The sequence below is a fragment of the Streptomyces sp. C36 genome (assembly GCF_040932295.1).
In the GTDB taxonomy this organism is placed as follows: Bacteria; Actinomycetota; Actinomycetes; order Streptomycetales; family Streptomycetaceae; genus Streptomyces; species Streptomyces triculaminicus.
Window position 1 is genome coordinate 426678 of sequence record NZ_JBFQGI010000005.1, and the last position, 26307, is coordinate 452984.

The 26307-nt window shown below is 71.0% G+C and carries 20 protein-coding genes; 9 read left to right on the forward strand and 11 right to left on the reverse strand.

Going from position 1 to position 26307, the window contains the following annotated elements; translation table 11 throughout:
• Positions 1 to 315 precede the first annotated feature (315 nt).
• Positions 316 to 459 (forward strand): hypothetical protein, encoded by a 144-nt coding sequence (locus AB4K12_RS18275; protein ID WP_362250407.1) that lies wholly within the window; start codon positions 316 to 318, stop codon positions 457 to 459.
• Here the strand turns inward: AB4K12_RS18275 and AB4K12_RS18280 are convergent.
• A complete protein-coding gene (locus tag AB4K12_RS18280; protein ID WP_368435161.1) occupies positions 453 to 2132 on the reverse strand; it encodes a purple acid phosphatase family protein in 1680 nt (559 codons plus the stop codon). The genes AB4K12_RS18275 and AB4K12_RS18280 overlap by 7 nt on opposite strands.
• A gap of 129 nt (positions 2133 to 2261) precedes the next feature.
• On the opposite strand from AB4K12_RS18280, the gene AB4K12_RS18285 reads away from it, so the two are divergent.
• The 4 genes from AB4K12_RS18285 to cimA all read left to right on the forward strand — a co-directional run bounded on the left by AB4K12_RS18285 (position 2262) and on the right by cimA (position 8213).
• Entirely contained in the window at positions 2262 to 3317 is a 1056-nt protein-coding gene (locus tag AB4K12_RS18285) for a 3-isopropylmalate dehydrogenase (protein WP_368435162.1), read from the forward strand.
• Between the two features lie 248 nt (positions 3318 to 3565).
• Complete coding sequence (locus tag AB4K12_RS18290) at positions 3566 to 4654, forward strand: branched-chain amino acid aminotransferase (RefSeq protein ID WP_368435163.1); 1089 nt, start codon at positions 3566 to 3568, stop codon at positions 4652 to 4654.
• A gap of 249 nt (positions 4655 to 4903) precedes the next feature.
• Complete coding sequence (locus AB4K12_RS18295; RefSeq protein ID WP_368435164.1) at positions 4904 to 6253, forward strand: MFS transporter; 1350 nt, start codon at positions 4904 to 4906, stop codon at positions 6251 to 6253.
• A 280-nt stretch (positions 6254 to 6533) separates the two neighbouring features.
• Entirely contained in the window at positions 6534 to 8213 is a 1680-nt protein-coding gene (gene cimA / locus AB4K12_RS18300) for a citramalate synthase (RefSeq protein WP_368435165.1), read from the forward strand.
• Between the two features lie 73 nt (positions 8214 to 8286).
• Here cimA and AB4K12_RS18305 read toward each other — a convergent pair whose 3' ends face one another.
• Positions 8287 to 8925: a TetR/AcrR family transcriptional regulator gene (locus tag AB4K12_RS18305; protein ID WP_368435166.1), complete on the reverse strand. Its 639-nt coding sequence runs from the start codon at positions 8923 to 8925 to the stop codon at positions 8287 to 8289.
• An 82-nt stretch (positions 8926 to 9007) separates the two neighbouring features.
• On the opposite strand from AB4K12_RS18305, the gene AB4K12_RS18310 reads away from it, so the two are divergent.
• Positions 9008 to 10606 (forward strand): FAD-dependent monooxygenase, encoded by a 1599-nt coding sequence (locus AB4K12_RS18310; protein ID WP_368435167.1) that lies wholly within the window; start codon positions 9008 to 9010, stop codon positions 10604 to 10606.
• Between the two features lie 11 nt (positions 10607 to 10617).
• On the opposite strand, the gene AB4K12_RS18315 is transcribed toward AB4K12_RS18310, so the two are convergent.
• Positions 10618 to 11250 (reverse strand): YceI family protein, encoded by a 633-nt coding sequence (locus AB4K12_RS18315; protein ID WP_368435168.1) that lies wholly within the window; start codon positions 11248 to 11250, stop codon positions 10618 to 10620.
• A 172-nt stretch (positions 11251 to 11422) separates the two neighbouring features.
• On the opposite strand from AB4K12_RS18315, the gene AB4K12_RS18320 reads away from it, so the two are divergent.
• The 3 genes from AB4K12_RS18320 to AB4K12_RS18330 all read left to right on the forward strand — a co-directional run bounded on the left by AB4K12_RS18320 (position 11423) and on the right by AB4K12_RS18330 (position 15857).
• On the forward strand, positions 11423 to 13813 hold the full coding sequence (locus AB4K12_RS18320) for a polysaccharide lyase family 8 super-sandwich domain-containing protein (protein ID WP_368435169.1): 2391 nt from the start codon (positions 11423 to 11425) through the stop codon (positions 13811 to 13813).
• A gap of 228 nt (positions 13814 to 14041) precedes the next feature.
• Positions 14042 to 15625: an acyl-CoA carboxylase subunit beta gene (locus AB4K12_RS18325; RefSeq protein ID WP_368435170.1), complete on the forward strand. Its 1584-nt coding sequence runs from the start codon at positions 14042 to 14044 to the stop codon at positions 15623 to 15625.
• Positions 15626 to 15659: 34 nt separating this feature from the next.
• On the forward strand, positions 15660 to 15857 hold the full coding sequence (locus AB4K12_RS18330; protein ID WP_207247995.1) for an acyl-CoA carboxylase subunit epsilon: 198 nt from the start codon (positions 15660 to 15662) through the stop codon (positions 15855 to 15857).
• A 128-nt stretch (positions 15858 to 15985) separates the two neighbouring features.
• Here AB4K12_RS18330 and AB4K12_RS18335 read toward each other — a convergent pair whose 3' ends face one another.
• From AB4K12_RS18335 to AB4K12_RS18370, 8 genes are all read right to left on the reverse strand, one after another.
• On the reverse strand, positions 15986 to 16567 hold the full coding sequence (locus tag AB4K12_RS18335; protein ID WP_130880090.1) for an ATP/GTP-binding protein: 582 nt from the start codon (positions 16565 to 16567) through the stop codon (positions 15986 to 15988).
• A complete protein-coding gene (locus AB4K12_RS18340) occupies positions 16548 to 17081 on the reverse strand; it encodes a DUF742 domain-containing protein (protein WP_368435171.1) in 534 nt (177 codons plus the stop codon). The genes AB4K12_RS18335 and AB4K12_RS18340 overlap by 20 nt, the downstream gene beginning before the upstream one ends.
• Positions 17082 to 17165: 84 nt before the next feature.
• Entirely contained in the window at positions 17166 to 17579 is a 414-nt protein-coding gene (locus AB4K12_RS18345; protein WP_368435291.1) for a roadblock/LC7 domain-containing protein, read from the reverse strand.
• 9 nt (positions 17580 to 17588) lie between these two features.
• Positions 17589 to 20627, reverse strand: a complete 3039-nt coding sequence (locus AB4K12_RS18350) for a nitrate- and nitrite sensing domain-containing protein (protein WP_368435172.1) — start codon at positions 20625 to 20627, stop codon at positions 17589 to 17591.
• 420 nt (positions 20628 to 21047) lie between these two features.
• Positions 21048 to 21638 carry an ATP/GTP-binding protein gene (locus AB4K12_RS18355; RefSeq protein ID WP_207247998.1) on the reverse strand — a complete coding sequence of 197 codons (591 nt, stop codon included), beginning with the start codon at positions 21636 to 21638 and terminating at the stop codon, positions 21048 to 21050.
• Entirely contained in the window at positions 21619 to 22026 is a 408-nt protein-coding gene (locus tag AB4K12_RS18360; RefSeq protein ID WP_207247999.1) for a DUF742 domain-containing protein, read from the reverse strand. The genes AB4K12_RS18355 and AB4K12_RS18360 overlap by 20 nt, the downstream gene beginning before the upstream one ends.
• Positions 22027 to 22129: 103 nt before the next feature.
• Positions 22130 to 22543 (reverse strand): roadblock/LC7 domain-containing protein, encoded by a 414-nt coding sequence (locus AB4K12_RS18365; protein ID WP_207248166.1) that lies wholly within the window; start codon positions 22541 to 22543, stop codon positions 22130 to 22132.
• 9 nt (positions 22544 to 22552) lie between these two features.
• Positions 22553 to 26110, reverse strand: coding sequence for a nitrate- and nitrite sensing domain-containing protein (locus AB4K12_RS18370; protein WP_368435173.1), 3558 nt, complete (start codon positions 26108 to 26110; stop codon positions 22553 to 22555).
• Between the last annotated feature and the right edge of the window lie 197 nt (positions 26111 to 26307).

Genomic DNA, 26307 nt, shown 5'->3' on the forward strand with positions numbered 1-26307 from the left:
GGCCCCGGAGACGGCCTCATGGCGGGTTTATCGCGTTCCTGCCACGAGCGGATTCACCCGGTCGTCTCAGATAGTAGGAAGTCCGAGTAATCCTGCAGACATTCACGGCGCCCCTGTCCTAGCGTGGACATCAGCCGAACCCTCCGCTCCATCGAGCGACGCGGTCGCGGCCCGTGCGACGAGCGCAGGTGACCCCTGCGGCACCGGCCCCCGCCTCTTTCCTCCGGCTGTTCGACCGACCCTCCCGGGACACCACAGGACCTCCATCGCACCCGCGCGCCCGCGCGCGCTTCACCACGAGGAGACGTGACCGCCATGGCCGACACCGCCGTCCGCAGGATCCGCCGCGCCGCCCGTACGTCCGCCGGCGCCGAGCGCAAGGCCGACCGGGCGAACGCCGCCGCCGCGCTCCAGCGCGCCCTCGACCGTCGCGACAACGGCGGCGTGACTGGTCACTGACCCGCGGCCCCACCGGTCCGCGGCCCGGCGGCACCGGGCTCCGGCCCGGCCTCCCCGCCGGTGGGCGTTCCGGGCTCCGGCCCGGGACCCGCACGCCGCCCGGAGCGGACGACCGTGAAGTGGTCGATGCGCGCCCCGCTCTCCGCCAGCGCCGTCACCCGCAGCCGGGGACGGCGCCCCGGCTCGGACTCGACGGCCAGGAACGAGTAGCCGGTGTAGCGCACCCGCGACCACTCCACCCGCTCCGGGCTCTTGACGCGCCCCTTGGCCCAGAAATAGCTGGGCACGCTCTCGACGCTCCTGACGTGCCCCTCGTAGCTGTCGGCGGCGGGGAAGTCGTACAGCGTCTTCCCCGCGCCGCCCGCGGTGACGTACACGATGCCGTCGTGGGCGGGGTCCACGCTCTCGCCGATGGGCACCTCCTTGCCCACGCGCGTTCCCTTTATCGCGTCGGTGCGCTCGTAGACGTGGTTGTGGCCGTTGATGACGAGGTCCACCTGATGCTTCTCGAACAGCGGCAGCCACGCGGCGCGCACCCCGCCGTCCGAGGCGTGGCCGCGCGTGGTGGAGAAGGCGCAGTGGTGGAAGAAGACCACCAGGAAGTCGATGTCCGGCAGCTCGCGCAGCTCCCGCAGCCGGCGGTCGAGCCAGGCGGTCTGCCGGCCGCGGCTGTAGCCGGCGTTGGCGGCGATCTCGTACGAGACGTCGTTGGCGTCCAGCGCGACGACGCCGACGTTGCCGTAGGCGAAGGAGTAGACGCCCGGCGCGTGCCGCGGGTCGAAGCCGTTGTCCGGCAGCGCCCAGCGGGCGCTCTGCCCCCCGTAGCCGTTGGGGGAGTACCACGCCTCCATGTCGTGGTTGCCGGTGGTCACCATCCAGGGCACCCGGGCCGCCACCGATTCGGTCTGGGCCAGGAACTGGTCCCACACCCGCGCGTCGTAGACGTCCGTGGGCTTGCCCGCGCCGCTGTCGTCGGCGTAGCAGATGTCGCCGGCGTGGAGGTGGAAGGCCGGGTTCTGGCCCAGGATCAGCTGGTCGTTGGCGAGGGCGTGGTAGCTCACGCCCTGGTCGCCGAAGGCGGTGAACACGAACGGCTCGGGGCGTGAGGGGGCCGTGGTGAAGGTGCCGAGGGCGGCGAAGCGCCGGGGGTCGGCGGGGTCGTGGCCTTCGTGGCCGACGCCGTAGTAGTAGGTCTGGCCGGGCCGGAGGTCGTCCAGGGCCACGTGCAGATAGACCTGGTCGACGGCCGGCAGCTTCTTCGTCAGGGCCGGGGTGTGCAGGTCGCGCACCTCGGCGGGGATCCGTTCGCCGAGCTCCCAGGGCCGCACCCCCACGCGCACGTGCGGGTGCCGGACCGCGAACGGCACCTGCCAGGAGATCCTCATCTGGGTGCGCGGGTCGGCGCCGAAGGCCAGATGGCGGCCGAAGGGCGCGACGAGCGAGCCGTCGACCCTCGCCGTGGCGGGGGCGGTGACCAGGGTGGGGGACGGCGTCCGGGCGTACGCGGCCGTACCGGCGCCCAGCAGGCCGGTGCCCGTGACGGCGCCCGCCGTGGCCGCGCCGGCGCGCAGCATTCCGCGCCGGGTGAGCCTGGTGCGCAGATACTCGTGCTGTTCCGCCATCGTCATCCGGCTCGCCAGCCGGTCGGGGATTCCTACCCGTGGTGTGTCCATGCCGGGAAGGTCCCAGGAAACCCCGCCGGGGACACCCGCTTCGGCCGAACGTGGCCTGTCCGGATGGCATCGTGTCCGCGATATGGACGGTACGTGTCATCCATCGGGACGAGGGAGTACGGTCCCGGTATGTCTCGCAGCATTCGTCTCGCAGTGATCCCCGGTGACGGCATCGGCCCCGAAGTCGTGGCCCAGGGCCTCAAGGTCCTCGGCTCCGTGCTCCCTTCGGACGTCAAGCTCGAGACCAGGGAGTACGACCTCGGAGCCCGCCGCTGGCACGCCACCGGCGAGACCCTCACGGGCGTCGAGCTCGACTCCCTCAAGCAGCACGACGCGATCCTCCTCGGCGCGGTCGGCGACCCCTCCGTGCCGTCCGGCGTGCTCGAGCGCGGGCTGCTGCTCAAGCTGCGGTTCGCCTTCGACCACTACGTCAACCTGCGCCCCGCGAAGCTGTTCCCCAATACGGCTACCCCGCTCGCCGGCCGGCCCGACATCGACTTCGTCGTCATCCGCGAGGGCACCGAGGGCCCCTACGTCGGCAACGGCGGCACGATGCGCACCGGCACCCCCCACGAGGTCGCCACCGAGGTCAGCGTCAACACCGCCCTCGGCGTGGAGCGCGTGGTCCGCGACGCCTACGAGCGCGCCCGGTCCCGCCCCCGCCGCAAGCTGACGCTCGTTCACAAGAACAACGTCCTCGTCCACGCCGGCCACCTGTGGAAGAACATCTTCGACCGGGTGGGCCAGGAGTACCCCGAGGTCACCACCGACTACCTGCACGTCGACGCCGCGACGATCTTCTTCGTCACCGACCCCGGCCGCTTCGACGTGATCGTCACCGACAACCTCTTCGGCGACATCCTCACCGACCTCGCCGCGGCCGTCACCGGCGGCATCGGCCTCGCCGCCTCGGGCAACATCAACCCCGACGGCACCTTCCCCTCGATGTTCGAGCCGGTCCACGGCTCCGCGCCCGACATCGCCGGCACCGGGAAGGCCGACCCGACGGCCACCGTGCTGTCCGTGGCGCTGCTGCTGCGCCACCTCGGCTTCGAGGCCGAGGCGGCCCGTGTCGAGACGGCCGTGGCCGAGGACGTCACCGCGCGGGACGGCTCGTTCCGCACGACGGACCAGATCGGCGACGCGCTCGTATCGCGCGTACTCGCCGCCTCCGTAACCGGCTGATCCGTCCGCCCGCACGTCTCCCGTCGCCACCCGTGGAAGAGCGGCACCCGCCGCCTTCCACGGGCGTGCCGTCGCGCGGACCGGATGCCACCATCGATTCCCGGCCGCGCATACACATTTTCCGTCGGGCCCCTCACGAGCGATAATCGAACGTGGGGCCGCGATATGAGGCGAAGCTCGGACGTCCTCGTACATACGGGACGGAGTGAGCGCGGTCCGCCACACACCAAGGTGAAGGACACGCATTCATGACGACGCCCACGATCGAGCTCAAGCCCTCCTCGCACCCGCTGTCCGCCGCGGAGCGGGAGAAGATCCTGGCCAGCCCCGGCTTCGGCCGCCACTTCACCGATCACATGGTGACCATCAAGTGGACCGAGGGCCGCGGCTGGCACGACGCCCAGCTCGTTCCGTACGCGCCGCTGTCGATCGACCCGGCGAACATGACGCTCCACTACGCCCAGGAGATCTTCGAGGGGCTCAAGGCCTACCGCCGCCCCGACGGCTCCGTCGCCACCTTCCGGCCCGAGGCCAACGCCCGGCGCTTCCAGTCGTCCGCACGCCGGCTGGCCATGCCGGAGCTGCCGGAGGAGCTGTTCATCGAGGCCTGTGACGTCCTCGTCCGCCAGGACGAGGCCTGGGTGCCCGCGCACGGCGGCGAGGAGTCCCTCTACCTGCGCCCGTTCATGATCGCGACCGAGGTGGGCCTGGGCGTGAAGCCCGCCAACGAGTACCTCTTCATCGTGATCGCCTCCCCGGCGGGCGCCTACTTCCCCGGTGGCGTCAAGCCCGTCTCCGTCTGGCTCTCCGAGAACTACGTCCGCGCCGTCCCCGGCGGCATGGGCTTCGCCAAGACCGGCGGCAACTACGCGGCCTCGCTGCTCGCCCAGGCCGAGGCGGCCGAGAAGGGCTGCGACCAGGTGGTCTGGCTCGACGCGCTCGAGCACAAGTGGGTCGAGGAGATGGGCGGCATGAACCTGTACTTCGTGTACGGGGACAAGATTGTCACGCCCGAGCTGACCGGCTCGCTGCTGGCCGGCGTCACCCGTGACTCGCTGCTCACGATCGCCAGGGACCTCGGCTACACCTCCGAGGAGGGCCGGATCTCCACCGAGCAGTGGAAGCGCGACACCGAGAACGGCGCCCTCACCGAGGTCTTCGCCTGCGGCACGGCCGCGGTGATCACCCCGGTCGGCTCGGTGAAGTCCGCGGGCGCCGAGTGGACCCAGGCCGACGGGCAGCCCGGCGAGGTGACCCTGAAGCTCCGCAAGGCGCTGCTGGACGTCCAGACCGGTGCGGCCGAGGACGCCCACGGCTGGATGCACCCGCTGGGCTAGCGGACGGACGCCATGACAGCCGTTCATGAACGGCCGCGGTGAGCGGCCGTCATGAGCGGCTCTCATGTGGGGTGGACCACGGCGGGCGGCGTGTCGGCCGTGCGCCGGCCGTGCGCCTGCCGCGTGATCGCTGTGTGCTGCCGTGAGCTTGTCTTGAGCTTGTCGTGAACACAACGCACGCAAGTACGCGTGATCGTTGCCGTCCACACCCTTGTCCGAAACCCGGCCGTTCCGCCACCGTGATCGACCATGGGACAGGGACAGCCACAGGCGCAGTCGCAGCATTGGAAGAAGATCTGGGTCGGCTCGGCCGGCAACATGGTCGAGTGGTTCGACTGGTTCGTCTACGCCAGCTTCGCCACGTACTTCGCGGGATCCTTCTTCCCCGAGGGCAATGACACCGCCAAGCTCATGAACACCGCCGGCATCTTCGCCGTCGGCTTCTTCATGCGGCCCGTCGGCGGCTGGCTGCTGGGCCGCGTCGGCGACCGGCGCGGCCGCAAGGCGGCGCTGACGCTGACCGTCAGCCTGATGTCCGCCTCCGCGGTGCTGATCGCCGTCGCCCCCACCTACGCGGTCGCGGGCTACGGCGGCGTCGCCGTCCTGCTCGTCGCCCGGCTGCTGCAGGGGCTGTCGGTGGGCGGCGAGTACGCGGCCAGCGCCACGTACCTCACCGAGGCCTCCGCACCGGGCCGCCGCGGCTTCGCCTCCAGCTTCCAGTACGTGTCGATGACCGCGGGCCAGATCCTGGGCCTGGGCATCCAGATCATCCTGCAGCGCACCCTCACCAGCGGCGAGCTGCACAGCTGGGGCTGGCGCATCCCGTTCGTCGTGGGCGCCCTGGGCGCGGCCGTCATCTTCTACCTGCGGCGCAACATGCTCGAGACCGAGGCCTTCGAGGAGGAGACGGACGAGGAGAGCGACGCCCAGGCCTCGGAGCGCGGGACGATCCGGGCGCTGCTGCGGCACAAGCGCGAGGCGTTCCTGGTGATCGCGCTGACCATGGGCGGCACGGTGGCGTACTACACGTACACCACCTACCTGACGAAGTACCTCTCGAACTCCGCGGGCCTGCCCAAGCAGACGGCGACGCTCGTCAGCTTCTGCGCGCTGATCGTCTTCGCCTGCCTGCAGCCGCTGGCCGGCGCGCTGTCGGACCGGATCGGACGCCGCCCGCTGCTGATCACCTTCGCCGTCGGCTCGACCTTCCTCACCGTGCCGATCATGACGATGCTCCGGCAGGCGGGGTCGTTCTGGCCCGCCCTGGGGCTGTCGCTGCTGGCGCTGGTGGTGGTCACCGGTTACACGTCGATCAACGCCTGTGTGAAGGCGGAGCTGTTCCCGACGGGCGTACGGTCCCTCGGCGTGGCCCTGCCGTACGCGATCGCCAACGCGCTGTTCGGCGGGACGGCGGAGTACGTGGCCCTGTGGTTCAAGAAGTCCGGTCTCGAGTCGGGCTTCTACTGGTACGTGGCCGGCTGCGCGGCGGTGTCGCTGGTCGTCTACCTCACCATGCGCGAGACGCGTGACATCGACCTGAAGCGGGTGGGAGGCATGCCCGACGGGCGCCCGGACGCGGACAAAGTGCCCGCATCCTGAGACTCGCCCTCATCGGGGGCCGGACCTGTGCCAGCATGCCCTCATGCTCCCGTTCGCCACGATTATTGGCAGCAGGCGCGCCGGTCCGCAGTGACCGCTTCGCACCACCCCGTACGAAGCGGACACCGTCGTCCCAGACCCGCGCGCAGACCTCTCGCACCCGCGAGAGGTTTTTGCGTTTCCGGACCACCCGCACCGGAGGCGCAGGGCGAGGGATCATAGGGGGACGGTGGAACCGGTCATTCCGGTAGACCGACATCCTCACAGGAGTCAGAGCAGCATGATGGACGCAACCGACGAACGCGACGAGCGCCTCGATCACGGCCGCGACAACGGCCGCGACAGCGGTCTCGGCGCCGGTCTCGATGCCGGCCTCGACGACGCTTTCCATGTCTTCGACACCACGCTGCGCGACGGCGCCCAGCGCGAGGGCATCAACCTCACCGTCGCGGACAAGCTGACCATCGCCCGCCACCTGGACGACTTCGGCGTCGGCTTCATCGAGGGCGGCTGGCCCGGCGCCAACCCCCGGGACACCGAGTTCTTCCGGCGCGCCCGCGAAGAGATCGACTTCCGGCACGCGCGGCTCGTGGCGTTCGGCGCCACCCGCAAGGCGGGTGTGCGCGTCGAGGACGACGCGCAGGTGGCCGGGCTGCTCGACTCGCAGGCCCCCGTCGTCACCCTGGTGGCCAAGTCCCACGACCGGCACGTCGAACTCGCCCTGCGCACCACGCTCGAGGAGAACCTCGCGATGGTGCGCGACACGGTCGCCTACCTGCGTGGGAAGGGCCGCCGCGTCTTCGTCGACTGCGAGCACTTCTTCGACGGCTACCGCGCCAACCCCGGCTACGCCACCGAGGTCGTCCGCGCCGCCCACGAGGCCGGAGCCGACGTCGTCGTGCTGTGCGACACCAACGGCGGCATGCTGCCCGCCCAGGTCGAGGCGGTCGTCCGCACGGTGCTCGACAACACCGGCGCCCGCCTCGGCATCCACGCCCAGGACGACACCGGCTGCGCCGTGGCCAACACCCTCGCCGCCGTGGACGCGGGCGCCACGCACGTGCAGTGCACCGCTAACGGCTACGGCGAGCGCGTCGGCAACTCCAACCTCTTCCCGGTCGTGGCCGCACTGGAGATCAAGTACGGACGCCGGGTGCTGCCCGCGGGCAAGCTCGCCGAGATGACCCGGATCTCGCACGCCATCGCCGAGGTCGTCAACCTCACGCCCGCCACCCATCAGCCGTACGTGGGAGTCTCCGCCTTCGCCCACAAGGCGGGGCTGCACGCCTCCGCCATCAAGGTGGACCCGGACCTCTACCAGCACATCGACCCGGAGCGGGTCGGCAACACCATGCGGATGCTCGTCTCCGACATGGCCGGCCGGGCCTCCGTCGAGCTCAAGGGCAAGGAACTCGGCATCGACCTGGGCGGCGACCGCGAGCTGATCGGCCGCGTCGTCGAGCGGGTCAAGGAACGCGAGCTGGCCGGCTACACCTACGAGGCCGCCGACGCCTCCTTCGAGCTGCTGCTCCGCGCCGAGGTCGAGGGCAGGGCGCGCCGCTACTACCGCGTGGAGTCCTGGCGCGCCATCGTCGAGGACCGCCCCGACGGCACCCACGCCAACGAGGCGACGGTAAAACTGTGGGCCAAGGGCGAGCGCATCGTCGCCACCGCGGAGGGCAACGGACCCGTCAACGCACTCGACCGCGCACTGCGCGTCGCCCTGGAGCGCATCTACCCCCAGCTCGCCCCCCTGAAGCTGACGGACTACAAGGTCCGCATCCTCGAGGGCAGCCTGGGCACCGGCTCCACCACCCGGGTCCTGGTCTCCACCAGCGACGAAAACGGCGAATGGTCGACGGTGGGCGTAGCCGAGAACGTCATCGCGGCATCGTGGCAAGCGCTGGACGACGCGTACGCGTACGGACTGAGGCGCGCGGGAGTGGAACCGCAGGAGTAGGTCTTGGCGGGGTCCGGGGCGAAGCCCCGGTTACGGGAAGGGGCGGGGTGGGGGGAGACGAACCCCGGCTCACCTACCGGTCGAACTCCGCCCCGAACCCGGCCCCCAACAGGTCATACGCCCGGTCCGCATCCGCATGCGCCTCGAGCAACGCCTCGCCGGCCCCCCGCCCGTCCGCCAGCTTCCGCCAGTTCTCCCGCGCCAGCCGCTGATGCACGGTGATGATCTGCGCCGCCGCCAGCCCGGCCGTCAGCGCGTCGCTTCCGCTCGCCTCGACCAGCGCCCCGGCCAGCAGCTCCTCGTCGCGGCCGGAGTAGCGGACCAGGCGCGCGAGGAGGCTGGGGGTTGTGTAGACCATGTCGTTGAAGGCGCGCACCGTGGCGTTGTCGTTGAGGCCCGTGATCGGGTCGTGGGCCTCGAGGCGCTCGTGGAAGTGCGCGCGGAGCGCGCCCAGCGGGGACTGGCCGGCCGTCCTGCCGCTCACGACGCGCGCGGCCTCGCCCTGGTGGTCCGCGATGCGGTGCAGGACCAGGTCCTCCTTGGCCGGGAAGTAGCGGAACAGCGTCGGCTTGGACACCTCGACGGCCGCCGCGACGTCCGCGACGGAGACCTGGTCGAAGCCGCGCTTGAGGAACAGCTCGACGGCGGTGTCCGACAGCGCCTGGCGCGTGCGCTGCTTCTTGCGTTCCCGTAGCCCTGGCTCGTCACTCACACCTTCACTCTAGCAGGTGACGTTACCCAGAATCTTTTGTTACTCGGTTGCGTTTTCGGCGGGGCGGGTCTTTCATGGGTGCATGACTTCCACCGACGCGATGACCGACATGTCGACCCATGAGCCGATCGACGAACTGACCGGCGTACGCGCCGACGGATCCGCCGACGCATCCGCCAACGCATCCGCCGACGCGCGGACCGACGTGCTGATCGTGGGCGCGGGGCCCACCGGGCTCACCCTCGCCTGCACGCTCGCCCGGGCCGGAGCGGCTGTTCGGATCATCGACAAGTCCACCGCGTTCCACCGCACTTCGCGGGGCAAGGGACTCAACCAGCGCAGCCGCGAGCTCTTCCACGACCTCGGGGTGGAGGAGCGGGCGGCGGCCTTCGGCGTCGAGCGCATCGCCCTGCGCAAGTACCGCGGCGGCGTCGCGGTCGCCGACTCCGTCCCGTTCGCGGACCGGGTGGCCACGCCCGACGCCCCCTACGCCGGCGGGCTGCTCATTCCCCAGTGGCGCACCGAGCAGGTCCTGCGCGACCGGCTCGCCGAATTCGGCGTCGAGGTCGAACTGGGCTGTGAGCTCACGGGATTTACCCAGGACGGGGACGGGGTCGTCGCGACGCTCGCCGACGGGCGGCGCGTCACGGCCGCGTATCTGGCGGGCTGCGACGGCGGCCGCAGCCCGGTGCGCAAGGCGCTGGGCGTGGGGTTCGAGGGGGAGACCGACGCCGAGGAGTGCATGGTGATCGGAGACGTCCGGGCCGACGGGCTCGACCCCGCCTACTGGCACCAGTGGTTCGACGAGGACGCGGCGATCATGCTCTGCCCGTTCAAGGGCACCTCGCACTGGCAGTTGCAGGGCGCGCCCGAGCGCGACGCCGAGGGGCGGCCCCTGCCGCCGTCGCTGGAGAGCTTCCAGCGGCTCTTCGACCAGTGCGCGCGGATGCCCGGAGTGCGGCTGTCCGACCCCACGTGGTTCTCCACCTACCGCATCAACGTCCGCATGGCCGACCGCTTTCGCGTCGGGCGGGTCTTCCTCGCCGGCGACGCCGCGCACGTCCACTCGATAGCCGGCGGCCTGGGCATGAACACCGGCATCCAGGACGCCTTCAACCTGGGCTGGAAGCTGGCGCTCGTGGTGCGCGGTCTGGCCGGGGCCGGGCTGCTGGACACCTACGAGGAGGAGCGGCTGCCGGTCGCCGCGTGGACGCTCGACGTCACGAACGAGCGGCTGCGCGCGGTGCTCGAGGGGGTGCGGGAGGCCGGCGTGGGAACGGAGGTCGGGCTCACGGACGACGTCACCACGCTGGGGGTCGGCTACGGCTGGGGCGACCTGGCGTGGGGCGGTCCGAAGGCGGGGGAGCGTGCGCCCGACGCGCCCTGCCGGGACGCCGCGACCGGCGAGGACATACGGCTCTTCGACGTCTTCGCCGGCCCGGAGTTCACTCTGCTCGGCGTCGGCCCGGACAGCGCCAAGGCCCTGGCGGAGGCGGAGGAGAAGTGCGCGGGCCTGCTGGCCACGCGCCTCGTCGACGACCATGAGGGCCATGTGCGACGCGGGTACGGCATGGACGGTGACGGGCTCGTGCTCGTACGGCCCGACAACCATGTCGCGCTGAGCGCGGGTGTGGACCGAGGCGCTGAGGTCGTCGACCGTCTGCTGCGCCTCGGCCGCTGACACCGCATGGATCAGGCCTGGGGGGCGGTCTTGACGGCGGAGATGTCGAAGGTGAGCTTCACCTTGTCGCTGACCATCACGCCACCGGCCTCCAGGGCCGCGTTCCAGGTGAGTCCCCAGTCGGAGCGCAGGATCTCCGTGCCGCCCTCGAAGCCGACGCGCTCGTTGCCGTAGACGTCGGTGGCCGAGCCGTTGAACTCGAGGTCGATGCTCAGCGGCCGGGTGACGTCCTTGATGGTGAGGTCGCCCCTCAGGCGGTAGCGGTCGCCGCCCAGCTGCTCGGCGGAGGTGGAGCGGAACGACATCAGGGGGAAGGCCGCGGCGTCGAAGAAGTCGTCGCCGCGCAGGTGGGCGTCGCGGTCCTTGATGCCGGTGTCGACGCTGTCGATCGTGACGTCGATGGTGGCGGTGGAGCGGTGGGGGGCGGAGCCGTCGAGGCGGAGCGCGCCCTTGTAGTCGGTGAAGGAGCCCTTGACGTTGGTGACCATCGCGTGACGCACGGTGAAGCCGATGCTGCTGTGGGCCGGGTCGATGGCGTAGTCGCCGGTCAGGGCGGCCAGTGCGGGGTCCACGTCGAGGACGGCGGCGGGGGCCGCGGTCTCGACGGTCTCGACGGTGTTCTGCTTGCGGGAGAAGAAGCCCATGACATGCTCCAGGTCGGGTTGTAGTTCAACTTTCAACGAGATTGAGCATAGGGCTATCTCGTTCAACTTTCAACATGTTCGGTGGCGGGGCTTCCCGGCGCCGGGATATTCGGCCGGATCTCCCCGTCGGAGGTCATTGCCACCCCCGGGGCCGCGTGCCAGCGTGTGCGCCGTGCCGTCGCCCTTCCCCTCCGGTACCACCCGCCGCGGCTTCCTCGCCGCCTCCGTCGTGAGCGCGCTCGGCCTCACCCCCACCCTCTCGCCCGCCCGGGCGGACGACGGGGACGACGAGTTCGCGGTGCTCCGCCGCCGCTGGCGTGACCTCGTGCTCGGCAGTGCCTTCGACCCGGCCGCCGAGCCCTACGCCACCGCCCTGCGCCGCACCGGCGAGCTCGCCCGCGCCCACCGCGCGGGCATGCGCCCCGCCCCCGCTTCGCTCTGGCCCGACGCCCCCTTCGACCCGCCGGCCGGCATCACCCAGAGCTACGCCCGCCTGTTCACCATGGCCCAGGCCCACGCCCAGCCCGGCACCGGCCTGACCGGCGACCCGGGCATCGCCGCCGACGTCCTCGCCGGGCTCGACCACCTCCACGAGCGCGTCTACCACCCCGGCACCACCCGCTACGGCAACTGGTGGGAGTGGCAGATCGGCAGCCCCCGCCTGCTCCTGGACACCCTCGCCCTCCTCCACGACGCCGCCGGCCCGGAGCGGCGCGCCCGCGGCCTCGCCGCCGTCGACCACTTCGTCCCCGACTCCCTGCTCGGCGCCTACACGGGCACGAGCACCGGCGCCAACCGCGTCGACCTGTGCCGGGTCGTCGCCCTGCGCGGCGTGCTCGGCGCGGCCCCCGCCAAGATCGCCCTCGCCCGGGACGCCCTCTCGCCCGTCTTCCCCCACGTCACCCGGGGCGACGGCCTCTACGCCGACGGCTCCTTCGTCCAGCACACGACGGTCGCCTACACCGGTACGTACGGCTGTGTGCTGCTCGACGGCCTCGGCCGGCTCTTCGCGCTGCTGCGGGGGTCGGGCTGGGAGGTCACCGACCCGCTCCGGCGGATCGTCCACGACAGCGTCGAGCGGGCCTACGCACCACTGATCCACAACGGCCTGGTCATGGACAGCGTCTCCGGCCGTGCCGTCAGCCGGGGCGTGCAGGGCGACGACCCGCGGCCGCTGCCGCAGAGCGACCACCAGCGCGGCCACGCCCTGATCGCCGCCATCGCCCTGCTCGCGGCCGGCGCGACCGCGGCCGAGCGGGACCGCTGGCACGCGATGATCAAAGGATGGGCCGCCCGGGACGCCGGCGGCCCGGCACACACCGATCCCCGGTTCCCGGTCGCCGACCTGGCCCGCCTCGCCGCGGTCCAGGCCGCCCCCGTCCCCCCGGCGCCCGAGCCCGTGGGCCACCGCCTGTTCCCGGCCATGGACCGGGCCGTCCACCGGCGCCCCGGGTGGGCCGCGAACATCGCCATGGCCTCCGACCGCATCACGTACTACGAGAACGGCAACGGCGAGAACCCGCGCGGCTGGCACACCGGCGCCGGAATGCTCTACTGGTGGCCCGCCCACGGCGACGGCCAGTACAGCGACGCCTTCTGGCCCACCGTCGACCCCCACCGCCTGCCCGGCACCACCGTCTCGGCGCTCCCGCTCGCCGACAACGAGGGCGGCGGCTGGGGCGCCCCCCGGCCTGAGGTGCGCTGGGTGGGCGGAGCGACGGACGGCACGTACGCGGCCGTCGGGCAGCACCTCAAGGGGCTCGGCTCCACGCTCGAGGCGCGCAAGTCATGGTTCTGCGCGGCCGACGCGATCGTCTGCCTCGGCGCGGGCATCACGGCGCGGGACGGGCAGGAGGTGGAGACGATCGTCGACAACCGCGCGCTCGGCGCCGAGGCCACGGCCCCGCTCACGGTCGACGGAGAGCCGCAGCCGGCCGGCGACGGCTGGCAGCGGTCCTGGGAGAGCGCCGGCTGGGCGCACCTGGCCGGGCACGGCGGCTATGTCTTCCCCGGCGGCGCCGCACTGGAAGCCCTGCGCGAGGCGCGCACCGGATCCTGGCGGGACATCAACGCCGGCGGCTCGCCCACCCCCCTCACCCGGCACTACCTCACCCTCTGGCACCCGCACGGCACCGATCCCGACGACGCCTCCTACGCCTACGTCCTGATGCCCGGCGCCACCCGGCGGGCCGTCGCGGCCCGGGCCGCCGAGACGGATTGGCTCGCCGTCCTGGCCAACACCCGCGACCGCCAGGCCGTCCACATCCCCTCGCTCGGCCTGACCGCCGCCAACCTCTGGCAGCCCGGCACCGCCGGCCCCCTCACCGTCACCGCGCCCGCCTCCGTGCTCGTACGCCGCCACGGCCGTACGGCCACCCTCCACCTCGCCGAACCCCCGCGCACCGGCGCCCCCCTCGAGCTCACCTGGCACCACCCCGTGCGGCGCGTCACCGCCCACGACGCCTCGGTGCGGGTGCTCGCCACCGGCTCCCGGCTGCGGCTGGGCATCGCACCGGGCACCGCCTGCGCCACACACGCCTGCGCCGTGGAGCTGGGGGAGTAGGTCGCGAGGGCCGCCCGGTCACCCGGACGGCGGTACCTGGTCAAGCCATATATACGCCGCCTTGGACGGTCCGGATTTGTGGAGTGCCCACAGCGTGGGACGGCCGGTCGAACGCGGGGAACTGATAAGGGTGCAGTGCGCTTCTGTCTCGCCTGCCCACGAAATCGCGCAGTACGTTGTGTGGAACCGACATGATGTTCCGGGACTCCCGCCGCGTACCGTCATTCCATGAGCAATCTCGAAGGTGCGCCCGTAGAGGCGAGTGACGTCCGTGGGCGCGTCGCCGAGCTGCATGCCATTCGCGAGCAGGTTCGGCGTGGTCCGAGTGAGCGGGCTACCGAGGCCCAGAAGGCCAAGGGGAAGCTGACCGCCCGCGAGCGCATAGATCTGCTGCTGGACGAGGGCTCCTTCAACGAGGTGGAGCCCCTGCGCCGGCACCGGGCGACCGGGTTCGGCCTGGAGGCCAAGCGCCCCTACACCGATGGTGTGATCACCGGTTGGGGCACGGTGCACGGACGGACGGTGTTCGTCTACGCCCATGACTTCCGTATCTTCGGCGGCGCGCTGGGCGAGGCCCACGCCACGAAGATCCACAAGATCATGGACATGGCCATCGCGGCCGGCGCGCCCCTGGTGTCGCTGAACGACGGCGCCGGCGCCCGTATCCAGGAAGGCGTCTCGGCGCTCGCCGGGTACGGCGGGATCTTCCAGCGCAACACCAAGGCCTCGGGCGTCATCCCGCAGATCAGCGTGATGCTCGGCCCCTGCGCCGGCGGTGCCGCGTACAGCCCGGCCCTGACGGACTTCGTGTTCATGGTCCGTGAGACGTCGCAGATGTTCATCACCGGCCCGGACGTGGTGCGCGCCGTCACCGGCGAGGAGATCACCCAGAACGGCCTCGGCGGCGCGGATGTGCACGCCGAGACCTCCGGTGTGGCCCACTTCGCCTACGACGACGAGGAGACGTGCCTGGAGGAGGTCCGTTACCTCCTGTCGCTGCTGCCGCAGAACAACCGGGAGAACCCTCCGCGCGTGGCGTCGGAGGACCCGGCCGACCGCGTCGGCGAGGCCCTGCTCGACCTGGTCCCGGCCGACGGCAACCGCCCGTACGACATGCGCAAGGTCATCGAGGAGCTCGTCGACGACGGCGACCACCTCGAGATCCACGAGCGCTGGGCCACCAACATCATCTGTGCCCTGTCCCGTCTCGACGGGCAGGTCGTCGGCATCGTGGCGAACCAGCCGCAGTCCCTCGCCGGCGTCCTGGACATCGAGGCCTCGGAGAAGGCCGCGCGCTTCATCCAGATGTGCGACGCCTTCAATATTCCGATCATCACTCTTCTGGACGTGCCCGGCTTCCTGCCGGGCGTCGACCAGGAGCACGGCGGAATCATCCGCCACGGCGCGAAACTGCTCTACGCCTACTGCAACGCGACCGTGCCGCGGATCTCGGTGATCCTGCGCAAGGCCTACGGCGGCGCCTACATCGTCATGGACTCCCAGTCCATCGGCGCCGACCTGACCTACGCCTGGCCCACCAACGAGATCGCGGTCATGGGCGCCGAGGGCGCCGCCAACGTGATCTTCCGCAAGCAGATCGCCGAGGCGGACGACCCCGAGGCCATGCGCGCCCGCATGGTCAAGGAGTACAAGTCCGAGCTCATGCACCCGTACTACGCGGCCGAGCGCGGTCTGGTCGACGACGTGATCGACCCCGTCGAGACCCGGTCGGTGCTGATCCGGTCGCTGGCGATGCTCGCCACCAAGCACGCCGACCTGCCGTCGCGCAAGCACGGCAACCCGCCTCAGTAACGCACGCCCAGTACTTCACCCATCGGAGATACGCATGAACGACACGCTCGTACGCGTCGAGAAGGGCCTCGCGGACGCCGAGGAACTGGCAGCCGTGACCGCCGTACTCCTCGCCCGTGCCGCCGGCCGCGAGAACGCCGCCGAGGCCCCCCGCCCGCGCCGCACCACGGCCGGCTGGCGCCGACTGGAGCGCAGCTCCGGCTTCCGCGCACCGCACAGCTGGCAGGGCTGAGCACCTCCCGTACATGAGGAAGGGCCCCGAGCGTTTCGCTCGGGGCCCTTCCTCATGCGCGTCACCGCGCGGGAACGCGAAGAGGTCCCCGCACTCCCGAGGAGTGCGGGGACCTCTTCGCATCCGTGCTAGCGCAGGCGCGCCATGAGGGCGTGCTCGACGAGCGTGATGAGGGCGCTCTTCGCCTCGTTGCGGTGGCGGGCGTCCGTGGTGATGATCGGCGCGTCGGGGCCGATCTGGAGGGCCTCGCGGACCTCCTCCGGGTTGTAGGGCTGGTGCCCGTCGAAGCCGTTGAGGGCGATGACGAAGGGCAGGCCGCTGTTCTCGAAGTAGTCGACGGCCGGGAAGCAGTCGGCGAGACGGCGGGTGTCGACGAGGACGACGGCGCCGATGGCACCGCGGACCAGGTCGTCCCACATGAACCAGAAACGGTCCTGACCCGGCGTACCGAAGAGGTACAGGATCAGGTCCTGGTCCAGGGTGATACGGCCGAAGTCCATGGCCACGGTCGTCGTGGTCTTGTCCGGCGCGTGGGTGAGGTCGTCGATGCCCGCCGAGGCGGAGGTCATGACGGCTTCGGTGCGCAGCGGGTTGATCTCCGAGACCGCGCCGACGAACGTGGTCTTGCCCACGCCGAAGCCACCCGCGACGACGATCTTCGCGGAGGTGGTGGAGCGGGCTGCCTCGCCGCTAGAGGTTCCGAAGTCCACTGAGCACCCTTTCGAGCAGTGTCACGTCAGGCTGACCGCCGGCGGACGCATCGCCGCCGGGCTGATGAATGGCGACGAGTCCGGCCTCCGCCAGGTCGGCTACGAGGATCCGGGCGACGCCGAGCGGAATGGAAAGAAGCGCCGAGATCTCGGCGACCGATTTGATCTCGGTGCACAGGTGGCAGATGCGCTGGTGTTCCGGCAACTGCCCTTGAAGCTGGGACGGCTGGGCCGTGGTGTGCACCAGTGCCTCGATGGCGAGCTGGTACCGCGGCCTGGTCCGGCCGCCGGTCATCGCATAGGGGCGGACCAGCGGGTTGTTCCTGGCACCGCCGCCGGAAGGGGCGGCCGCGCGCCGGTGTTGCTGAGGCTGGGCAGGCACATGCGGAGGTCGCTGCTCCGGCATGGACCCGTAGCCCTGTGAGGATGGTGAGGAGGGGAAGTTGTAGCGGTTCAACGGCTGTTGAGCCTGCTGATCATTGCCATACGGGTAACCGCCTGGGGGCGTTGCCACGTCTCCTCCTCCAACTTGCCTGTCTACTGCCGGTCGCGCCACCGCACCCTATGGCGCGGTGGCGCGAAACGCACTGTCTCTTTGCTAGTTGAGAAGGCTCCCCTGCAGTTCCGCCCGCAGGTCGGGCGTCAGGACATTGCCGGCGCGGTCCACGAGAAGGGCCATCTCGTAGCCCACGAGGCCGATGTCGCACTCGGGGTGCGCCAGCACGGCCAGCGAAGAACCGTCCGAGACGGACATGATGAAGAGGAAGCCGCGCTCCATCTCCACCACGGTCTGGGTGACCGTGCCGCCCTCGAAGATGCGGGAGGCACCGGCGGTCAGTGAGGTCAGGCCGGAGGCGACCGCCGCCAGCTGGTCGGCGCGGTCCCGCGGAAAGCCTTCGGACATCGCCAGAAGGAGTCCGTCGGCGGAGACCACGACGGTGTGGGACACCCCTGAGGTGTTGTCCACGAAACTGGTGATCAACCAGTTCAGGTTTTGCGCCGCCTGGCTCATCGGGCTCAACTAACGCTCCTGATCGTAGGTGCCGCCGGGGCCGAAGCCCTGGTCGTTTTGCTCATGCTGGTCGTGCGCGGAAGACTCCGGGAAGTCGCCCCCCGCGTTGCGCCCCTGCTGGATGCCGCGGCGCAGGTTGGCGAGCCTGCCACGGACGTCCTCCGGTGCGCGGGAGATCTGTGGGCCCCCCTGGGGGGTCTGCTCCGCCTTGCCCTCGACCAGATTGGCCTTGGGAACCCGGCGGGGGAGACCGGAGGAGGTCACGCCGCCGGCCTTCGGCTCCCGGAGCTGTCCGGCACGCTGCCAGCGCTCGTCGTTCGCCGACCGCCATCCGGAGTCGTCACCCTCCTGAGGCTGCTGTGGGACCTCCTGCTGGGACTGCTCCCGTTCTCCGCCGTCCCTCGTGGCCTCCTCGCCCGTCTCGGGTTGCTGCCACCGCGTGTTGTCGCGGCGCGGCAGACCGGACCCGGTCAGCGAGGGGGATCCGCTCGAGGCGGGGCCCGGACGGTCGAACTCTACGCGCTCGGGCTGGGCTGTGTCAGCGGACGGCTGGGATTCCGATTCCGCTCCGTAACCCTGTCCGTACGCTTGCTGGTACGGACCTGGCTCGGGCCACTCACCTTGGTGGGCGGGCGCGTTGTAGTCGCCGTAGGTCTGCGAGTCGTCAACGGCCGGGTCCGCGTAGGCGGATTCCGCGTAGCCGTTCTCCGCTTCCGCGTAGCCGTTCTCCGCGTACTGTCCCTCACCGTACGCGTAGCCGCCGTCGGCCGGAGCCGCGCCGGTCTGCGCCTGCGGGGGTATGTGCTCCTGCGGCTGTGCGTGCGGCTGCTCGAACTGCTGCGGGGCCACCTCGTCGCGGAACAGCGGGCGGTTGTCGGAGGACAACGACGCCCGGCGCTCCTCGCGCATCAGCGACCGGCCGACCGGGTCCATCGTCGCGCCGGAGCCGGGGGCGTCGGGGCGCGCGTCGTAGCGGGAGTCGTCGAAGCCGAGCTCGGCCGCGGTACGGGCCTGGGCCACCGGCTGCTGCTGGAACTGCTGCTGGCCCTGCTGGTCGGGGACCATCTGGGAGACGGTGAAGTCGTCCTGGGCGAGGTCCTCGGCGCCACCGCCGTGCGTGATCACGTCCGGGAGCATCACCAGCGAGGTGGTGCCCGCCTGCTCGCCCGAGGGGCGCAGCTGGACGCGGATGCCGTGCCGGGTCGCCAGCCGACCGACCACGAACAGACCCATGCGCTGGGAGATCGCGGCGTCCACGGTCGGCGGGTTGGCCAGCTTGTGGTTGATGTCCGCGAAGTCCTCGGCGGTCAGGCCGATGCCCTTGTCGTGGATCTCGACCATGACGCGGCCGTCGGGCAGTCGCGTCGCGGTGACGCGCACCTTGGTGTGCGGGGAGGAGAACGAGGTGGCGTTCTCCAGCAGCTCGGCGAGCAGGTGCACGAGGTCGGTCACGGCCAGGCCGTGGATCTCGGCCTCCGGGAGACCGCTCAGCTCGATGCGCTCGTACGCCTCCACCTCGGAGGTGGCGGCACGGAGCACGTCCACCAGCGGGATCGGCTGGTCCCAGCGGCGGCCCGGCTCCTCGCCCGCGAGGATGAGGAGGTTCTCGCCGTTGCGGCGCATGCGGGTGGCCAGGTGGTCCAGGCGGAAGAGGTTCTCCAGCTGGTCCGGGTCGGCCTCGTTGTTCTCGAGGTCCGTGATCAGGTTCAGCTGGCCCTCGATCAGCGCCTGGTTGCGCCGGGAGAGGTTGGTGAAGATCGCGTTGACGTTGCCCCGGAGCAGTGCCTGCTCGGAGGCGAGTCGCACGGCCTCACGGTGCACCTGGTCGAAGGCGCGGGCGACCTCGCCGATCTCGTCCTTGGTGTCGATCGGGATGGGCTGGACACGGGTGTCCACGCGGCCCGGGTCGGTCCGCGACAGCTGGGCGACCAGCGTCGGCAGGCGCTGCTCGGCCACGTCGAAGGCGGCGGTGCGCAGGCGGCTCATGTTGCGGCTCATCGAGGTGGCCATCTTGCCCGCCACGAGGAACGCGATCAGGAGCGCCAGGATCATGATCGAGGAGTTGACGATCGCCTCGCGCTGGGCGTCCGAGGCGATGGAGTCGGCCTCGTCCACCGCCTGGTCGGCCAGGCGCTCCTCGATGGTCCGGTAGGCACCGAACTTCGCCGTGGAGGCGGCCAGCCAGGAGTCGGCGGTGATGCCCTTGGCCTTGAGCTGGGGGGCGGTGGCGCCGGACATGATGACGAGGGCCATCTTGTCCGTGTCCTCGATCTGCGCGTCGGCGGCGAAGGCGTTGTTGAGGCGCTTGATGTCGTCCTCGGTACCACCGGCCTCGTACTCGCCGCGGGCGACGTACTCGAGGAAGTTGTACGAGGAGAAGGCCGTCAGCAGCGTCTCGCGGTTCTTGGCCGTGCCCGGGTCGATGAGCAGGTGGGTACCGATGGAACGCTGCAGCGACTCGGCGGCCTTCGCCAGGGAGGCGGCGTAGACCATGCGGCCGTAGGCGGTGACGTTGCCGGTGCCCAGGCCCAGCTCGTTGGTGAACGCCATGAGGGGACGCTGGATGGCGCCGTAGCCGTCCTCCGTCTTGGCCCCGTCCAGGACAGGCGTGTACGCGACCTGGCGCAGCTTGGTCAGCGCGGGCTCGGCGTCGCGCACCAGCTTCAGACGGCGCTTGAGGCCCGGGGTGTCGGGCATCTCCTTGACGCGCTTGTCGAACGCGGCGCGGGCGGTGTCGGTGGCCTCCCGGGCCTTCTTCACGTTCGCGTCGTCGCGGTTGCCCTCGAGCAACGGCTTGGCCGACAGGTCGCGCTCGTCGATGACGGCGTGCGCGTAAGCGGTCGCGGCCTGCACCAGACGCGCGGTGTCGGCCGCGTCCTGGGCCTCGAGCCAGGTGTCGACGGACTGCTTGACGTTCAGGCCGCCGAACACGAGGGCGATGATCACCGGGATCATCAGGATCGCGTTCAGTCGCAGGCGCACACGCCAGTTGCGGGGCGAGAATCTGCCGCCACGGCCCGTCTCGGGGGCCGCGGGGGGCTCGGGCATGTCGGAAGGCGGCACCGCTGTGCGCGACGGCGGGGTGAAGTTGCCCCGCGCGTCTCGCGCCTGCTGCGCGGCGCCCGTCTTTCTTCGCCTCACTCGACCAACAACCTCTCGGCGTCTGCACCTGTGCTGTGCCGTTTATCCGTATGAGCCATGACGACTCAGTCCGGGAATTCCAGCACGCCGGGCAGGTGCATTCCAAACAACGGACAGAGCCCCTGAAGGCCGCGATTTGCCTGACATAAAACGGGCATTAAGGCCGAGCCACGCCAAATGACCGGGTGGTTGATCGCAGAACGAAGTCGGCCGGACGCGCCCAGTGGTCGCGTCCGGCCAATTCTCTGTCGAAACGTTATGAACGCCGAAGGGCGTCGTGGTCAATGCCACAACTTACTCACCGTCACGGCATTCGGTCGAACAACACTATTTCAGCCGCGCCATGAGCGCGTGTTCGACGAGCGTGATGAGGGCGCTCTTCGTTTCGTTGCGGTGACGCGCGTCGGTCGTGATGATCGGTGCGTCGGGGCCGATCTGGAGGGCCTCGCGGACCTCTTCGGGGGTGTACGGCTGGTGTCCGTCGAAGCCGTTGAGGGCGATGACGAAGGGCAGGCCGCTGTTCTCGAAGTAGTCGACCGCGGGGAAGCAGTCGGCGAGACGGCGGGTGTCGACGAGGACGACGGCGCCGATGGCACCGCGGACCAGGTCGTCCCACATGAACCAGAAACGGTCCTGACCCGGCGTACCGAACAGGTAGAGGATCAGGTCGTCATCAAGGGTGATACGGCCGAAATCCATCGCCACGGTCGTCGTGGTCTTGCCCTGAACATGGCTCAGGTCGTCGATGCCCGCCGAGGCGGACGTCATCACGGCCTCGGTGCGCAGCGGACTGATCTCCGAGACCGCACCGACGAACGTGGTCTTGCCGACGCCGAAGCCACCGGCCACCACGATCTTCGCGGAAGTGGTCGAGCGGCCAGAACCGGCCGCGCTCCCGCTAGAGCTTCCGAAGTCCACTGAGCACCCTTTCGAGCAATGTCACATCCGGCGTGCCACCGGCCTCGGTGCCGCCGCCCGGCTGGTGGATCGCCACCATGCCGGCCTCCGCCAGGTCCGCCACCAGGATCCGTGCCACACCCAGCGGCATGTTCAGCAGCGCGGAGACCTCCGCGACCGACTTGACCTCGGTGCACAGGTGGCAGATCCGCTGGTGCTCCGGAAGCAGCCCCCCGAGGTGGGCCGGGTCGGCCGTTGAGCTGACCAGCGCCTCGATGGCGAGCTGGTAGCGCGGCCGGGTGCGACCCCCCGTCATGGCATAGGGGCGGACCAGCGGCTGGTCGCCTTCATCCCCGTACGGCGCGTGATGAGAAGCGCCGTACGGGCCGGGCGAGGCGGGCGGGGTCATGAATCCTCCGGACGGGACAGCAGGAAGGCAATAATGCCGTCGAGCGGGGGCCGGTGGGGGGGTTTCGGCCGTACGGTCGGACGGGATATGCGGTGTGTGTCGGTCAGTTCAGCAGGCTGCCCTGGAGCTCGGCGCGCAGGTCGGGCGTCAGGACGTTGCCGGCGCGGTCCACGAGAAGGGCCATCTCGTAGCCCACGAGGCCGATGTCGCACTCGGGGTGCGCCAGTACGGCGAGGGACGAGCCGTCCGAGACGGACATGATGAAGAGGAACCCCCGCTCCATCTCCACCACGGTCTGGGTGACCGTGCCGCCCTCGAAGATGCGGGACGCGCCGGCCGTCAGCGACGTCAGCCCGGAGGCCACCGCCGCCAGCTGGTCGGCACGGTCCCGCGGGAAACCTTCGGACATCGCCAGAAGGAGTCCGTCGGCGGACACCACCACCGTGTGCGACACCCCCGGGGTGTTGTCCACGAAGTTGGTGATCAACCAGTTCAGATTTTGCGCCGCCTGGCTCATCGGACTCAACTAACGCTCCTGCTGGTGAGTGGGGCCAACGTTGTGACTGCCGGTGGTCGAGCCGTTGCCGGCCTGACGTCCCTGCTGGATGCCCCGGCGGAGATTGGTCAGTCGGCCGCGTACGTCGTCGGGCGCACGCGAGACCTGCGGACCGGTCGGAAGGGACTGCGTCTGCGTCTCGGCGGTTCCCTCGACGAGGTTGGCACGCGGCACGCGCCGCGGCAGCCCGGACGAGGTCTTTCCACCCGCGGCCGGCTCGCGGACCTGTTCGGCCCGGCGCCAGCGCTCGTCATTGGGGGAGCCCGGCCACGCGTCCTGCGACGGGCTCCGGTCGGTACCGGAGGGCTGCGGGCCGCCGGTCAGCGGACCGCCGCTCTGCGGGCCGGCCTGCGAGCCGTTCTGCGGCGCCGGGGCGGGCGTACGGCCCGTGGCGCGGCGCGGCATCGGGCGCGCGGAGTCGGCGGGCTGCTGCGGCACGCCGGCCTGCGGCACGCCGCCCTGCGGCTCGTCGCGGAACCAGTGCGACTCCAGCTCCGAGAACAGCGGCGTGCCGGTGCCCTCGCCACCGGGGGCGGGGCGGTCCGTGCGGCCGCCGGCGGCGGGACCGCCGGGCAGCTCGAACCGGTTGTTCGCGGGAGCGTTGTCCCGCGCACCGCCGGCGTCGGGCTGCGCGAAGCGGCCCGTGGCCTCGTTCTGCGGACCGCCGTGCGGGGCGGGCCGGTCGTACTGGCCGGTGGCCGAGGGGCCGCCGGGCAGCTCGAAGGAGCCCGTCCGCGCGTTCGGCGCCTCGCCCGCGGCGGGCACCGGCGGGAACTGCGCGGTGTCACCGGCGCCGGGCCGCGGGAAGCCACCCGTGGCCGCCGGCGGCTGCTCGGTCGCGGGGACCGGCGGGAACTGCGCCGTGTCGCCGGGGCCGCCGCTGAGCTGCGCGCCGCCGGCGGGCTGGCCGCCCTTCTTCCGCTTGTGCTTGTTCCCCGGGGCCGCGGGGCGGCCGCCGGACGTGTCCGTCTCCTCGTGGCCGCGCGGGGCGTCCTGACCGGAGCGGGCGGAGCCGCTGTCGGCCATCGGCCAGTCGTCGGCCGGGGCGCCCGGGCCCTTGCGGCCGGCGTTGCCGGCCGGGGCCTGCGCGTTGCCCCAGGCCGGAGCCTGGCGGCCGGCGTCACCGGCGGCGGGGGCGGAGCCGCCCGCGTTACGGGCCGGCAGCTGCGGGCGCCCGCCGGCACCGGCCGGCGGCGGCACCGCGGCGGGGCCGGAGTTGCCGCGCACGGGCAGGCCGGGGCCGCCCTTGTCGCGCGGGGAGGCGTCGAAGAGGCTGCCCGCGGCGGCACCGCCGCTGGGGCCGGGGCCCTGGGCGGGCCGGCCGGGCAGGCCGCCGCCCGGAGCGCTGCCGCGCGGCACGATCGCCGGGCGACGCTGCTGCTGACCGGGACCGGCCGCGGGGGCTCCCTGACCGCCGGGGGCGCCGGCACCGGCACCCGCGCCGGCGGCACCACCCGGGGCCGGCTTCTTGTGGCCCTGGGCGACGTCGACGGGAAGCATGACGAGCGCGGTCGTGCCGCCCGAGTCGGACGGACGGAGCTGGATGCGGATGCCGTGTCGCAGGGACAGACGGCCGACCACGAACAGACCCATGCGTCGGGAGACCGACACGTCCACGGTGGGCGGGCTGGCGAGCCGCTCGTTGATCGCCGCGAGGTCCTCGGGCGAGAGGCCGATGCCGGTGTCGTGGATCTCGACCAGCACTCGCCCGTCGGGCAGCGCGTGACCGGTGACCTTGACCTTGGTCTGCGGCGAGGAGAAGGACGTCGCGTTCTCGAGCAGCTCGGCGAGGAGGTGCACGAGGTCGTTGACGACGCGGCCGGCGACCTCGGTCGGCGGCACGCCGCTGAGCTCGATGCGCTCGTACTGCTCCACCTCGGACGCGGCGGCACGCAGGACGTCGACGAGCGGCACGGGACGGGTCCACCGTCGGCCGGGCTCCTCACCCGCGAGGACGAGGAGGTTCTCACCGTTACGGCGCATACGGGTCGCGAGGTGGTCCAGGCGGAACAGCGAGGACAGCTGGTCCGGGTCGGCCTCGCGGCTCTCGAGCTCGGAGATGAGCGAGAGCTGACGCTGGATGAGGCCCTGGCTGCGGCGCGAGAGGTTGGTGAACATCGCGTTGACGTTGCCTCGCAGAAGGGCCTGCTCGGCGGCGAGACGGACCGCTTCCTGGTGCACCTCGTCGAACGCCGCGGCCACCTTTCCGATCTCGTCCCGGCTGTGCACACCGACGGACTCCACGGACGTGTCCACGTCCTGCGGGTCGGTCTCGGACAGCTGCTTGACGAGCTCGGGCAGACGTTCCTGGGCGACCTTCTGGGCGGTGTCCTGCAGTCGCCGCAGCGACCGCACCATGGACCGGGCCACGACGAAGGCGCCGACGAGCGAGATGCCGAGGACGAGGATGATCAGGACACCGTTGAGGATCGCGTCCTGGTTGGCCTCGTCGCGCAGCTCCGCGGCCTTCTGCTCCATCTGGTTGAGCAGGGTCGTCTCGACCTTCACCATCTCGGTGATCTTGACGGTGTCCTGGTCGTACCAGTCCCTGTAGCTGGTCTTCTCGTCCTTGAACGAGTTGGTGTTGCCGAAGGCGCGCGTGGCGAAGGTGTTCGCGGCCGTGATGTCCGTGATGCCGCCGTTGAGCGACTTCAGGAGCTCGGCGGAGTCGCCGGAGCGGATGGCCGTGAAGCGGATGAGGGCCTGTTCCTCGCTGGACAGCGCGCTCTGGCCGTACTGCAGGTCGTTGGCGCTCAGGTGCGCGCCCTTGACCGGGGCGAGGCCGGCGCTGAGGACGGCTCGCTGGATGGAGGCGTACTCCTTGGCCGCGGAGAACGTCGCCAGGGCGCGCGTCGCGGTGATCATGTCGCTGTTGCTGGTGGCCTGGGCCATGTCCTGGGACAGGGACAGCAGCGAGGTGATCAGGGTGTTGTAGTTGCCTACGGTCTTCGCGATGTACTCGGAGTCCTTGTAGGCGCTCTCGCGGACCTTCTGGATCTTCTTGAGTTCGCGCGAGATGTCGACAAGGGTGGACTGCACACCGACCATCGTCGGGTCGTCCGGGCGCGCCTTCTTCGTGGTCTCGGTGAAGGCCTCGATGTTGCGGTCGGTGCGCTGGCGCGAGGAGACGACCGCGTCGTCCTTGGAGTTGCGGTCGCGGATCAGCGGGCCGGCGGACTTGTCGCGCTCCTCCTGAAGGGCGTTGGCCAGCGCGGTGGCCTTGCCCGTCATGTCGGTGAGGAGCTTCATGTGGTCGAGCTGGTCGACGTTCTCGAGCGAGGTCTCGATACGCAGGGCACCCAGCGTCGTCGCCGCGACGACGGGCAGGGCGAGCAGGGAGACCAGGCGGGTACTAATGCGCCAGTTGCGCAGGGCTATTCGTGAGCCCGTGCTGTTGGCACTCTTTCCCTTCGGTCGTTCGGTGGGCTCGCCACCGTTCGGTGCGTCGACGGGCGTGCCGCGGTCGGTCGCACCGCGCGGCTCCGGCTCCGCCGCAGCGCTGCCATCCCTCTTGAAACGTCCCTGCACTAGCGTCGCAACCTCTGGACCAGGCGTCCCGCCGGATGAGCGGAGGGACGGTGTCGAGTCGTGGGGGGACCGCGGTGCCCCCCAGGCGGTCCCCGGAATTCCAGCACAGTGCCGGATCCTCCAACAAGGCCGGTGCCTGCGGTGAGAAAAAGGGTGACGCTGGGTAAGGGGCATCGTGACGGACCGTAGAAGAACCC